The sequence below is a fragment of the Mycolicibacterium sediminis genome (assembly GCF_010731735.1).
GTDB lineage: Bacteria > Actinomycetota > Actinomycetes > Mycobacteriales > Mycobacteriaceae > Mycobacterium > Mycobacterium sediminis.
Genome location: NZ_AP022588.1, coordinates 1,710,402 through 1,723,036 on the forward strand (window position 1 = coordinate 1,710,402; position 12,635 = coordinate 1,723,036).

Here is a 12,635-nt window from a genome sequence, read left to right on the forward strand (position 1 = left end):
AGGGTACCCAGGGCCGTACACGCCGGTCATGCCACCTACGTCACGAGACGGCCGCCTCATCGGGATCGGCCACCCGCTCCACCTTGCCGACCAGCAGGACGTACGAGGCGATGCCGATGATCGTGATGACGGTCATGTAGGCGAAGCCCGGCGCGAAGCTCGAGTCGGTCACGATGATGCCGATGACGATCGGCGTGGCGATCGACGACAGGTTGCCGATGAAGTTGAACATTCCGCCGGTGAGCCCGATGAGTCGCTTGGGCGCCAATGCCGACACCAGAGACCAAGTGATGGACGCCAACCCGTTGCCGAAGAACGCGATCGACAGGAACACGATCACCAGCGCGGTGGAGTCGGTGAAGTTCGCGCCGAGCATCGCGGTGGTCAGCAACAGCCCGGTGATGATCGGCCCCTTGCGGGCGACTCCCAGCGAGGAGCCACGGCGCAGGAGGAAGTCTGAGAACACCCCGGAGAACAGCACGCCCACCAGTGCGGCGAGGAATGGAAGTGACGCCAGGAAACCGGACTTGATGTAGTCCATCCCCCGGTACTCGACCAGGTAGGTGGGGAACCAGGTCAGGAAGAACCACAGCGTCGACGTCAGGCAGAACTGGCCGAGGTAGATCCCCCACAGCTTGCGCCGTCCCAGCACCGCAGCGAGGTCCCTGCGGGTGATCGCCGCCTTCTCCACGCGACTGTCCTCGAGGTCGACCAGTCCGCCGCCCTCCTTGATCTTCGCGAGTTCCTGCTCGTTCGCCCGTGACTCGCGCGGTTCGCGGTAGCGCCAGTACCAGAAGAGGCCCCACGCGATGCCGATGGCGCCGGTGAAGACGAACACCCAGTGCCACGAGGTGACGGCCTGCAGCCATGACAGCACCGGCGTCAGCAGCGCCAGGCCGATGAACTGACCGGAGGTGTAGAAGCCGATGGCCGTGGCACGTTCCTTCTCCGGGAACCATGCCGTTGCCACCCGGTTGTTGATCGGGTACGCCGGCGCCTCGAACACACCCACCATGAGTCGCAGGACGATCAGCGCGACGAACCCGCCGATGACTCCCATGAACACGGTGGCCACCGACCACAGCACGAGGCAGACCGCATAGAGGATGCGCGGTGGCACACGGTCTACCAGCCAGCCGCCTGGAATCTGCAGTGCCGCATAGGTCCAACCGAATGCCGACAGCAGCAGGCCCTGCTGCGCGGTCGACAGATCCATCTCGTCGGATATCGCCGGCATGGCGATCGACAGGTTCGCCCGGTCCATGTAGTTGATCACCACGGTGATGAACAACATCACCGCGACCATCACCCTGGTCTTGGTGGCCGGGTTCGCCGAATTGCCGGTCAGGGAACTCATCATCTCGCTCACCACTCCGCAATCGAGCCGTCACGGTGACGCCAGACGGGGTTTCGCCAACGATGTCCCTCTGCGGCCCGCTCGACCACGTAGTCCTCGTTGATCTGGATTCCCAGGCCGGGACCGGACGGAATGGACACGTAGCCGTCGTCGTAGTCGAACACCGACGGGTCGACCAGATAGTCCAGGAGGTCGTTGGTCGTGTTGTACTGGATGCCCAGGCTCTGCTCCTGGATCGTCGCGTTGTAGCAGCCCGCGTCGATCTGCAGGCACGCCGCCAGCGCGATCGGGCCGAGTGGACAGTGCAGTGCCAGGGCGACGTCGTGCGCCTCGGCCATGTTCGCGATCTTGCGTGCCTCGGTGATTCCGCCGCAGTGCGACGGATCCGGCTGCACGATGTCCACGGCACCGCTGCTCAGCACGCGCTTGAAATCCCATCGTGAAAACAGTCTTTCGCCGAGGGCAATGGGGATCGGGGACTGTCGCAGCACGTCGACCACGTCGTCGAGGTGCTCGGACAGCACCGGTTCCTCGACGAACATCAGGTGGAACGGCTCGAGTTCACGCAGCAGCACCTTCGCCATGGGTTTGTGCACCCGGCCGTGGAAGTCGACACCGATGCCGAGATCTGGCCCGATCGCCTCACGCACCGCCGCGACGTTCGCGAGACAGCGATCTACCTTGTCCCAGGTGTCGATGTACTGGAGTTCCTCGGTGCCGTTCATCTTGACCGCCGTGAAGCCGCGGTCGACGACGGCGCGGGCCGCGTTCGCGGTGTCGGCGGGACGGTCGCCACCGACCCACGAATACACCTTGATTCTGTCCCGTACCCGGCCGCCGAGTAGCTCGTAGGCGGGCACGCCGAGGGCCTTGCCCTTCACGTCCCACAGCGCTTGGTCGATCCCGGCCATGGCGCTCATGTGGATTCCGCCGCCGCGATAGAAGCCGCCGCGGTACAGGACCTGCCAGATGTCCTCGATCTGCGTGGGATCCTGCCCCACGACGTAATCACTGAGTTCCTCGACGGCCGCTGCGACGGTGGCGGCGCGACCCTCCAGTACCGGCTCGCCCCAGCCGACGATGCCCTCGTCGGTCTCGATCTTCAGGAACAGCCACCGTGGCGGCACGGTGTAGGTGGTGATGGACGTGATCTTCATCGAGGACCTCTTTCGTGCTGTGCGTTGCGGATTCGGATTACGCGGTCTCGGACCAGATCCGGCTCAGGGTGCGAGCGCGGAGTCGGACGTCGTCGGCGGTGTCGCCGGGGCGGTACAGGCAGCTCCCGATGCCGGCACCACCGGCGCCCGCGGCAGCCCAGGCGCCGAGATTGGTCTGATCGACGCCTCCCACGGGCAGCATCTCGACGGTGTCGGGCAGCACTGCTCGAATGGCCTTCATGCCGCTGATGCCGAGAACCTCGGAGGGAAACAGCTTCAGGCTGCGCGCACCTGCCTTGATGGCGGCGAAGGCATCGGTCGGGGTGGCAATGCCGGGGTAGGAGCGCATGTCTCGTGCGACGGCGGCCTCGATGACGTCGGGGTCGGTGTTCGGTGAGACGACGATCCGGGCCCCCGCCGACTCCGTCCGTACGAGATCGGCGACGGACAAGACGGTGCCTGCGCCGATCAGGCAGGACGTGGGATCCACTGCACCGGCGAGGAGTTCGATCGATGCCAGCGGCTCCGGCGAGTTCAGCGGGACCTCGATCGCGGTGAATCCCTCCTCGACGAGCGCAGCGGCGACGGGGAGTATCTCCGCCGGCGTGATGCCGCGCAGGATCGCCACCAGTCCGGTGGGCGTCGTGGTGTCGATGGCCATCACTCAGGAACCTCCGTGTTCGTCGTCGTTCGTCGAGGTGACGAGTCCTGCGCGGTGAGCGATCGACCACAGCCCGCGCGCGCTCGCGTCTCCGGTCACCACGCGTGGTGCCACTCCCGCGCGCGCCAGGGCGGATTCGTACCGCCGGCACAGATCAGGTTCGCCACACAGCACGAAGTGGTCCGCCGCGTCGTGCGGCGGCAGCTGGTGTCGGATCTCGTCGCCGATGAGGACACCCGACAGGTAGTCCGGCAGCGCGGCGGCGTCGAGTAGTCCGTCCAACACCAGTGCCCGACCACCGAACAGTTCGGTGGGGAGGCCACGATCGGCTGCGGCGAGTCCTCGGGCGAACGCGTCGTCGTCCCGGGTGCCCAACTCTGAGGTCCTGGCGAGCAGGCCGTGGTGGATCAGCAGGCCGAACAGCTCGCCGGTCATGGCGGTGGCGAACGACAGCACCTGGCGGTCTTCGACGCGAACCCACTTGGTGTGGGTTCCGGGGAGGATGAACACGAGGGTCGAGGGCTCGAGCCCCATCAGGTCGAGTGCTCCGATCAGTTGGCACTCCTCGCCCCGCAGGACGTCGCCGGGGCTGTCGTCGCGCGACGGGATGCGGAGCCCGGGAACGAGGTGCAGCACGCCGCCGGGGTGTGGGACCTCGATCAGATCGCTCGCGCCGATGGCGAGGTCGGTCGGCACGTTCCGATAGCCAGCATCACGCCATCCGCCGGCGCTGCCGACCATCCCGCAGGCGAGCGAGGGGAGGCCCGGCCAGTCGCGATGCCAGTCGCCGCACACCTCGCCGAAGACCCGCTCGTACTCGGCTGCGCGCTCGTCCGTGGACAGGCGGGACATGCTGAGGAGTCCCCGAGTTCGACGGCGGCCGGCGATGACCTCACCGCCCGCGCCGAGCAGCCAGGCCCGCAACGACGTGGTGCCCCAGTCGAGGGCCACGAGGTGCGGCCTCGCACGGCCGGGGGTGTTCGGGGTCACAATCTCACTGTCTGCAGGCAGTCCCGTATTTGCAAACGGCGTCCCCATATGTGGGATGCTGCGCGGGTGACGAACCCATCTGCCGCGGTACCCGTGGGCACCCAGACGCTTGCCCGGGGCCTCTCGGTGATCCAGGCCGTCGCCGACGGCGCCCAGGATCTCCGTGCCGTCGCCGATCGGACCGGGGTCGGCCGCAGCACCGCTCACCGGTTGCTTCAACTGCTGCTGCAGCAGGGCTATCTGCGGCTCGACACCAAGGGATATTCCTTGGGCCCGGCTCTGATCGACCTGGGATTCAAGGCGCTGCACGGCAATCCGCTGCCGGTGGTCGCCAGGCCCGTCCTCGAGGAACTCTCCGCGCAGGTGAGTGACACCGTGCACCTGGCGGTGGAGGACGGCGGGTCGGTCCTGTACCTGGACAAGCTGCCCGGCTCCCGCGGCGCCGAGATGCGGTCGCGGATCGGCTACCGGATGCCGCTGAGCAGGGCGGGTGTCGGGAAGGCGCTCCTGCTCGACGCCCCCGACCGGTGGCGTTCCACGTTCGACGCCGACGCCGAGCACCCGCAATTGTCGCCGGCGGCCAAGGATGCCGACGTCGACGAGTTCTGCACGCGGATGGGGGGCTTCGCCCGGGCCGGCGCCGCGATGGACATGGAGGACAACGAGCCCGGGATCCGCTGTGTCGCGGCCCCGGTGCGTGACGTCTCCGGCGCCATCGTCGGCGCGATCAGCGTGTCCGCCACGCGGCCGTACATGCCCGTCGCCCGGATGCGCGGCCTGGTGCCGGTGGTGATCCGAGCCGCCGGCCGAATCTCGGCGGCTCTCGGCTACCGCGAGGCCTGAGTCGACGTCGGCAGGAACGCCGCAACCACCGCCCGCCGGCATTTCGGTCAGCGGCCCGCGCATCAGTATCGTGTCCGTGCGTGGTGGGGAAACGATCTGACGGACGGGCGCACCCGCGCCGGGGCATGCAGATCGCGCTGCCCGGCCGGCGCGATCCCGCGCCGATCGCCGGCCAGCGTCGCCGCGTCGGCCGCGACGTCGGTGACGAACACGTGCGCAAGGTGCTCGACCTGACGATCCGGCTCGCGGAGGTCATGTTGTCGTCGGGTTCGGGCACCGCGGACGTGATCGCGACCGCCGAGGACGTCGCCCAGGCCTACCGGTTGAGCGACTGCGTCGTCGACGTCTTCGCCACGACGGCCATCGTCAGCGCACTGCCCACCGCCGACAGCCCGCCGGTCACGATCGTGCGGGCGGTCCACGTCCGCACCACCGATTACACCCGGCTGGCCGACCTCGACCTCCTGGTGCAGCGCATCACGTCCGGCGGCGTCACGGTCGACGAGGCCCACGACGCGATGGACGAGCTGACCGAACGGCCGCACATCTACCCGCGCTGGGTGGCCACCGTGGGGTGGGCGGGTTTCGCGCTCGGCATCGCCATGCTGCTGGGCGGTACGTGGCTCACGTGCGTCCTGGCGGCCCTCACCTCGATGGTCATCGACCAGGCCGGCCGGCTGCTGAACCGGATCGGCACGCCCTTCTTCTTCCAACACGTCACCGGCGCGGCGATAGCGACGCTGGTGGCTGTCGCCGCGTACTACGTCGCGGGGCTCAACCCGACCGCCCTGGTGGCCACCGGGATCGTGATGCTGTTGTCGGGCCTGACGTTCGTGGGCGCCATGCAGGACGCGGTGACCGGCAACATGCTCACCGCGGTCGCCCGACTGGGCGAGGCGCTGTTCCTCACCTCGGGCATCGTCGTCGGCATCGTCGCCGGGCTGCAGGTCGCCACTCTCGCGGGCATCTCGATCGAACTGCACGTCGACGCCACCGAGAGCTTCGTCATCCCGAATCAGCCGCTCACCATCGGCATCGCCGTGTTCGGTGCCGGACTGGCCGGCGCGTGTCTGACCGTCGCGAGCTATGCGCCGTGGCGGTCGGTCGTGATAGCGGGGATCGCGGCGGCCAGCGCGGAGTGGCTGCTGATCGGGCTCGGCACCGCGGGTCTGGGGCAGACCGTCGCCACCGGGACCGCCGCGGTGGCCGTCGGTTTCGTCGCCACCCTGATCTCGATCCGCAGGCAGGCACCGGCGCTCATCACCGCGACCGCCGCGATCATGCCGATGCTGCCGGGCCTGGCGGTGTTTCGCGCCGTCTACTACCTCGCCGTCGACGGCAGCTACAACGACGGGTTGGCGCAGATGCTCTCCGCGACGGCGGTGGCGCTGGCCCTGGGCAGCGGCGTGGTGCTGGGCGAGTTCATCGGTTCGCCCCTGCGGTACCGCGCGGGCCGGCTGGGTGACTTCTTCCGCATCGAGGGACCGCCCGGACTGCGTCGGGCCGTCGGTCGGGTGGTGCGACTCCAGCCCGCCGATCCCGCCCAGTCCAGCGATGGTCGGCGACCGTTCAGCGTCGCTCTGGAACCCGCCCAGGATCGTGCGCCCGACCCCGACGAGGACGCCGGAACGACCTAGCCGTACCGGGCGCGTGCGACTGACCGCCGAGCGTGGGCCTCGTGTACGACTTTCGTCCATCCCGCGTACGTAACGCCCACACTCGGCGTCGACTCAGCCGAGGTGCTCGGCCAGGAACCGCTCCACGGCGCGGTAGAGGTCCTTCTGGTTGTCCGGGTTGAGGAACCCGTGGCCCTCGTCGGCCTTGACCATGTACTCCACCTCGACGCCGCGAGCCCGCAGCGCCTCGACGAGGTTGTCCGACTCGGCCTGCACCACGCGGGAGTCGTTGGCGCCCTGCACCACCAGCAGCGGCGTCGTGATCTTCTCCACGTAGGTGATCGGTGAGCGGGCCAGCATGTCGGCCTCCTGCTCCGGGTCCGACGGGTTGCCGACGAACTGGTGCCAGTTGTTGGCGAGGAACGGCCGGGCGATGTTGGGCAGCGTCCGCATGAAGTTCGCGAGGCTGGAGATGCCGACGTAGTCGATGGCCGCTGCGAAGACGTCGGGGGTGAACGTCACGCCGACGAGTGCGGCGTACCCGCCGTAGGAACCGCCGAAGATGGCGACGCGGTCGCGGTCGGCGTATCCCTGGTCGACCGCCCAGCCGACGGCGTCGATCAGGTCGTCGTGCATCTTGCCCGCGAACTCGCCGACGGCCGCCTTGACGAATGCCTTGCCATAACCGGTCGAGCCGCGGAAGTTGACCTGCAACACGGCATATCCGCGGTTGGCGAGCAGTTGCACGTCGGGCTGGAAGCCCCACGCGTCCCTGGCCCACGGGCCACCGTGCACCAGCAGCACCATGGGGAGCTTCACGGGTTCGACGCCGACGGGCAGCGTCAGATACGAGTGCAGGTCGAGACCGTCCCGGGAGGGGATGGTCACCGGGGTCATCGGTGCCAACGCCGCCGGATCGAGATGCGGAAACGGCCGGAAGAGCTGGCGGCTCTCGCCCGTCGAGTGGTCGTAGAAGAACGTGACGCCGGGATCGCGATCGTGGATGAAGCTCACCACCCACCGTTGCTCGCTCTCGTCGGAGGATACTGCGCCCAGGTCGCCGTCCGACAGCGCCTCGAGCTTCGCGAGCACCTCGGCGAAGTGCGGGTCGAGGGCGTGAATCACCTGACGTTCGCGGGCGTAGCGGGCGCCGATCAGCTCTCCGGTCCGCCGGCTCAGGATCAGCGGTGACGGCAGGCCGAGCTGCCCGCCCAGGTCGAAGGTCGGATGGCTGTCGACCTCCGTCTCCTCGCCGGTCTCGACGTCGACCCGCACGAGCCGCACCCGGTCGCTGCCCTCGTTGGAGCCCAGCCAGATGCCGGTGCCGTCGGGCGTCATCTCGATGGGGTTGATGCCGACGGGGTAGTCGGTGCCTCCGTAGACGGCGATGCTGCGCATCGTGCCCGAATCCTCCTGCCACAGGAACAGTTCGACGTCACCGTCGGCGGTCAGCGACGACGTGTACAGCTGCCCGTTGCGGCCGGTGCGCCAGCCGACCACGTCGCCGGGGTTCTCGGCGAGCAGCGTCAGCTCACCGGTCGCCACGTCGAGTTCGTAGACGTCGAGCAACTCCGGGACGCGCCGGTTCATCTGCACGATGGCCTTGCCCGGGCGCGCGGCGGACGTCTCGAACATCGCCCGCACGTCGGGGAACGGCGTGAGATCGACTGCCTCGGAGTCTGGGTCGTCGAGGTCGACGCGGAAGACGTGCCAGTTCTCGTTCCCGCCCTCGTCCTGCATGTACAGCAGCCAGCGCGGGTCGTCGGTCCACTCGAAGGCGTAGATGCTGCGGTTCGCGTCGGCGGTGACGCGCCGGGCGTCGGACTCGTCGTCGAGGCTCGCGACCCACACGTTGAGCCGGTCCTCGTAGGGGGCCAGGTAGGCGATCCGGGTGCCGTCCGGCGAGATGGTCGCGGCGGCACGAACGGGCGGGGCGAAGAAGTCCTCGACGGAGATCTGGGGGGTCATGGGGGTTCCCTTTCTGGTGGTTTCGGGCATGCGGGTACCTCACACCTGCGAGGGGTGAGACCTGTTGTGGGGCAACGTCACGACGTGACGGGACCCCCGAGTCGTCCGTTGGTGGCGTCGCGAATGGCGCAGTCGATCAGCGACAGCACCTCGCTCTGGGTGAATCTGCGGCCGTCGACGATGACGGCCCTGCTGACGTCCTCGTCGATCACGCGGAACGCGCCCGTGACCGCTGCGGCGCAGACGCGCACGGTGAGGTCGTCCTCGGGAAGGTCGAGCCTTCGTGCGATGACGGGGATGAAGCCCTGCTCGAGTTCGTCGTGCACCATCAGGTAGGCGGTGCGCAGCGCAGCGTCCGACCGGGTCATGGTGGCGATCCGCAGGCCGGCCATCTCGTCGGCGACCTCCTCCGGCGACAGCGGGTGGGCTGCCATGTCCACCGCGAGGTGCTCGGCCAGCGACAACTCGGGTGGCCACCGGTCGAGCACACCGAGGAAGCGCTGCGTCGACCTCGACAGCAGGGGTTCGACGCAACTCTCCTTCGATCGGAAGTAGCGCCAGATCGTACGGGTGGAAAGCCCTGCCGCAGAGGCAATGTCATCACCACTCGTCCTCGTGACGCCATTCTCCCAGAACAGCCTGCACGCGTGCCGGGAGACGGCCAGTCGAGCCTCGGCCTGCCGGGTGTCGATGATGAGTGCCCCTTCGTCAGCTGTCACTTAGTGACAACCACACTGTGTCACTAAGTGACACGATCCGTCAACCGGCGTCCGTCTGATAACGGTTTGGTGCCCGTGTGGTTGCGGCGCGCGTCGCGGCTCGGAGCCCTCGTCCGAGCCACCGTAGGTTCACCAGGTGCACCGCCGGACAGCCCTCAAACTCCCGCTGCTCGTGGCAGCGGGTGCGGCGCTGACCCGTGTGCCCACGGCCACGGCGGCGGCAGCCACCAGGTGGCCGGCCGACCGTGCGAACACCTGGTACCAGGCGCAGGGCTGGCTGGTCGGTGCCAACTACGTCCCGGTGACGGCGAGCAACCAGATCGAGATGTGGCAGGCGGGCACGTACGACCCGCGGCGCATCGACGGCGAGCTCCAGGTGGCGAGGCAGGTCGGGATGAACACCGTGCGGGTGTTCCTGCACGATCAGCTGTGGGCGCAGGACCGTGCCGGATTCCTGCGGCGCATACAGCAATTCACGACCATCGCGGCCAACCGCGGCATCAAGCCGCTGTTCGTCTTCTTCGACTCCTGCTGGGATCCACACCCGAAGCTCGGCCCGCAGCGGGCGCCCACGCCCGGCGTCCACAACTCAGGCTGGGTGCAGAGCCCCGGCGCCGACCTGATCGACGACCCCGCCTACCTGCCGGTGCTGCGCGACTACGTCACCGGCGTGATCGGCGCCTTCCGCGGGGACGCTCGCATCCTGGGCTGGGACCTGTGGAACGAGCCGGACAACCCGGCCAAGCAGTACAAGAGCGTCGAGCGTGCCGACAAGGTGCAGGTGGTGGGAAAGCTCCTGCCGCAGGTGTTCGAGTGGGCCCGCTCGGTCGATCCGGTACAGCCGCTCACCAGCGGGGTGTGGCAGGGCACGTGGAAGGACCCTGGGAAGCGCAGTGCCATTGCGTCGTTCCAGCTCGACAACTCCGACGTCATCACCTTCCACAGCTACGGCACACCGGCCGAATTCGACGCCAGGATCGACGAACTCGCGCCGCTGGGCCGCCCGATGATTTGCACCGAGTACCTGGCGCGTGCGGAGGGCAGCACCGTCGAGGGCATCCTTCCCATCGCGAAGAAGCGCGGCGTCGGCGTCTACAACTGGGGGCTCATCGCGGGCCGCACGCAGACCTACCTGCCGTGGGACTCGTGGGACCGCCCGTACGACGGGCCGCCGAAGACGTGGTTCCACGACCTGATCCAGCCGGACGGGCGGGCTTACCGGCCCAGCGAGATCCAGACCATTCAGAAGATGACGGCGACGGTGCCGCCGGCCTGAGATCAGCTCGCGGACGGTCCGTCGAGGTGCTTGGACCACCCCGACGCGCAGCGCAGTGCGCACGCACCTGCCACCACGGCGACCGCGGTCAGCATCACCGGGTAGCTGACGTAGCGGGCCAGCGCCGCCAGTGCCGCCGGAAGCAGGAAGCCGACGTAGGCCAGCGAGTAGTAGACGCCGGAGATGCCGGCCAGCTCGTCGGGCTCCGCAATCCGCTGGATCTCGAGAAGCCCTGACACGATGGCGATCCCGTATCCGCTGCCGAGCAGCATCGCGACGAGGACGGCCAGTTCCGGCGACCGCGTGAGTGCGGTGGCCACGGCGGCGAGGATGCCCACCGTCATCAGGATCATCGACACGACCACGGCGCGGGCGCTCGACGCGTCGTCCAGGCGCCGGGCGATCGGTTGCACCAGTACGCCGCAGGCCAGCGTCAGCACGGTCAGCCCGGCGGTGTAGAGCAGCGCCCAGTCCCCGAGTTCGTCGGCCACCAGCGCCGGCACGATGGCGTAGGCGATGGCCGCGGAGCCGAAGATCCACGGCGCCATGGGAACGACGACGTGGGTGAAGCGACGGTGTGCGGCAGCAGGCACTCGGAGGTTCTGCAGCAGGCTGCGCGTCGATCCCTCGGTGCGGGTCTCGACGGTGCGGGTCGCCACCGCCCACAGCGCCGGCACGCACAGCGCGGCGTGCACGACGTAGGTGAGCACCAGCGGGAGCGGCGCAAAGGCGGCGAGGATCCCCGCGCACAGCGGTCCGGCGCCGAGACCGAGCGACAGGCAGATCGACGCGCGGCGCGCACCGGCGCCCGGGGTGGCGTCGTCGAACGGGGGCTTGGACAGTTCGGCGATCCACGCCGACCCGACGGCCATCGCGATGCCGACGGCCAGGCCGCTGAGCAGGCGTCCGCCGAACAGCGCCGCGAAGCCGGCCACGTCGCCGACGGCGAGGGTCAGGCTCCCGATCGCCGACGCGACCACGCCGATCGCCATGATGGGACGGCGACCGTGCCTGTCGGACAGCGTGGATGCGATCAGCAGGCCGGGCACCAGCCCGAGGACGTAGGCGCCCAGGAGGACGTCGACGTCGATGCGCGAATAGCCGGCATCGTGGGCGTAGGCGATCAGCAGCGGGGTGAACTCGTTGCCGCCCCAGCCGATGCAGAAGGCGGCGAACGCGACGGCCAACCAGGCCCGGGTCGTGCGGGTGGTGGTGATGCTTGCGTGCACGGCGCTGGTCATCCGATCGTCACCCGGTAGGTCGCCTCCAGGTGGAGGACCAGGGCGGCCTCGAAGCGGGCGAGGTCACGCGCGCCGATGGCGGCCGCGAGTTCGTCGTGCTCGTCGATCAGCGCGGCCAGACGCGTCGACTCCGAGCGTGCGGCGTCGGCCATCATCCGGCGCTGCCGCTCGCTGATCGAGCAGTAGAACCGGTGCCCTACGGCGTTTCCCGCGACCTCGACGATGCGGCGGTGGAAGGCGTCGTCGGCGGCCGCGAAGCCGTGCACGTCGCCGGCGGAGGCGTCCTCGCGCTGCCGGGCGATCAGCGTGGTCAGCTCGCCGAAGAGTGCGTCGGCGGCCTCGCTGGACCGGCAGAGCCGCCGCACCGCAGACGTCTCCAGTGCGAGGCGCATCTCGAGGACGTCGGTGGCGTCGTGGGCCGAGATCGGGACGACGACCGCACCCCGCCGGGGCAGCAGTTCGAGCAGGTCCTCGGCGGCCAGCCGCAGGAACGCCTCGTGGACGGGGGTGCGGCTGACGCCCAGCGCAGCGGCCATCTCGACCTCGCTGAGCAGCTGACCACCGCGGACGCCGCCGGACAGGATCTGGTCCTTGGCGATCTCGTAGGCGCGTTGCGCGCTCGACGGTTCCGAGTGGCTCACGATTCGACGGTAACACTCATGCATGCAACCTTGCATGCAAGACGATGTGCAGTCGATCACCTCGCCGAACGGGACGCCGGCCGGGCTCCCAGCTGAGTATGTTTAACTCGACCCAGGGTGAACGCGCCGGCGCGCGGAATGATCGCGCGCGCGGGTTCCTTGTCAC

Annotated in this window: 11 protein-coding genes; 3 read left to right on the forward strand and 8 right to left on the reverse strand. The window is 68.8% G+C overall.

Features of this window, described 5'->3' with window-relative positions; genetic code table 11:
* Positions 1-40: 40 nt before the first annotated feature.
* The 4 genes from G6N64_RS08220 to G6N64_RS08235 are packed head-to-tail and all read right to left on the reverse strand — an operon-like array spanning position 41 to position 4,165.
* Entirely contained in the window at positions 41-1,360 is a 1,320-nt protein-coding gene (locus G6N64_RS08220) for an MFS transporter (protein WP_197748340.1), read from the reverse strand.
* Between the two features lie 5 nt (positions 1,361-1,365).
* Positions 1,366-2,514 (reverse strand): galactonate dehydratase, encoded by a 1,149-nt coding sequence (gene dgoD, locus G6N64_RS08225; RefSeq protein ID WP_163796448.1) that lies wholly within the window; start codon positions 2,512-2,514, stop codon positions 1,366-1,368.
* Between the two features lie 37 nt (positions 2,515-2,551).
* Entirely contained in the window at positions 2,552-3,175 is a 624-nt protein-coding gene (locus G6N64_RS08230) for a 2-dehydro-3-deoxy-6-phosphogalactonate aldolase (RefSeq protein WP_163796449.1), read from the reverse strand.
* Between the two features lie 3 nt (positions 3,176-3,178).
* The gene (locus G6N64_RS08235) at positions 3,179-4,165 is read right to left on the reverse strand and encodes a 2-dehydro-3-deoxygalactonokinase (RefSeq protein WP_197748341.1); all 987 of its coding nucleotides are present in this window, start codon (positions 4,163-4,165) and stop codon (positions 3,179-3,181) included.
* A gap of 66 nt (positions 4,166-4,231) precedes the next feature.
* On the opposite strand from G6N64_RS08235, the gene G6N64_RS08240 reads away from it, so the two are divergent.
* Both G6N64_RS08240 and G6N64_RS08245 read left to right on the forward strand, forming a co-directional pair.
* Positions 4,232-5,008, forward strand: a complete 777-nt coding sequence (locus G6N64_RS08240) for an IclR family transcriptional regulator (RefSeq protein ID WP_246231036.1) — start codon at positions 4,232-4,234, stop codon at positions 5,006-5,008.
* Positions 5,009-5,133: 125 nt separating this feature from the next.
* Positions 5,134-6,645, forward strand: coding sequence for a threonine/serine exporter family protein (locus G6N64_RS08245; protein WP_163801524.1), 1,512 nt, complete (start codon positions 5,134-5,136; stop codon positions 6,643-6,645).
* 93 nt (positions 6,646-6,738) lie between these two features.
* Here the strand turns inward: G6N64_RS08245 and G6N64_RS08250 are convergent, their stop codons facing one another.
* Both G6N64_RS08250 and G6N64_RS08255 read right to left on the reverse strand, forming a co-directional pair.
* On the reverse strand, positions 6,739-8,592 hold the full coding sequence (locus G6N64_RS08250) for a S9 family peptidase (RefSeq protein ID WP_246231038.1): 1,854 nt from the start codon (positions 8,590-8,592) through the stop codon (positions 6,739-6,741).
* 77 nt (positions 8,593-8,669) lie between these two features.
* Entirely contained in the window at positions 8,670-9,311 is a 642-nt protein-coding gene (locus G6N64_RS08255) for a TetR/AcrR family transcriptional regulator (RefSeq protein ID WP_246231039.1), read from the reverse strand.
* A 136-nt stretch (positions 9,312-9,447) separates the two neighbouring features.
* Here G6N64_RS08255 and G6N64_RS08260 point away from each other — a divergent pair, with 136 nt between their 5' ends.
* Positions 9,448-10,587 (forward strand): glycoside hydrolase 5 family protein, encoded by a 1,140-nt coding sequence (locus tag G6N64_RS08260; RefSeq protein ID WP_163796453.1) that lies wholly within the window; start codon positions 9,448-9,450, stop codon positions 10,585-10,587.
* Positions 10,588-10,589: 2 nt separating this feature from the next.
* Here G6N64_RS08260 and G6N64_RS08265 read toward each other — a convergent pair whose 3' ends face one another.
* Together G6N64_RS08265 and G6N64_RS08270 are read right to left on the reverse strand one after the other, a co-directional pair.
* Positions 10,590-11,828 (reverse strand): MFS transporter, encoded by a 1,239-nt coding sequence (locus G6N64_RS08265; RefSeq protein WP_163796454.1) that lies wholly within the window; start codon positions 11,826-11,828, stop codon positions 10,590-10,592.
* Complete coding sequence (locus G6N64_RS08270) at positions 11,825-12,469, reverse strand: GntR family transcriptional regulator (protein ID WP_246231040.1); 645 nt, start codon at positions 12,467-12,469, stop codon at positions 11,825-11,827. Before G6N64_RS08270 ends, G6N64_RS08265 begins: the two co-directional genes overlap by 4 nt.
* Positions 12,470-12,635: the final 166 nt, after the last annotated feature.

What these genes read in the sequence shown, in the direction of transcription:
- G6N64_RS08250 (WP_246231038.1), bottom strand. Translation starts at nt 8,592, where the DNA reads ATGACCCCCCAGATCTCCGTCGAGGACTTCTTCGCCCCGCCCGTTCGT.
- G6N64_RS08230 (WP_163796449.1), bottom strand. Translation starts at nt 3,175, where the DNA reads ATGGCCATCGACACCACGACGCCCACCGGACTGGTGGCGATCCTGCGC.
- G6N64_RS08265 (WP_163796454.1), bottom strand. Translation starts at nt 11,828, where the DNA reads ATGACCAGCGCCGTGCACGCAAGCATCACCACCACCCGCACGACCCGG.
- G6N64_RS08220 (WP_197748340.1), bottom strand. Translation starts at nt 1,360, where the DNA reads ATGATGAGTTCCCTGACCGGCAATTCGGCGAACCCGGCCACCAAGACC.
- dgoD (WP_163796448.1), bottom strand. Translation starts at nt 2,514, where the DNA reads ATGAAGATCACGTCCATCACCACCTACACCGTGCCGCCACGGTGGCTG.
- G6N64_RS08245 (WP_163801524.1), top strand. Translation starts at nt 5,134, where the DNA reads ATGCAGATCGCGCTGCCCGGCCGGCGCGATCCCGCGCCGATCGCCGGC.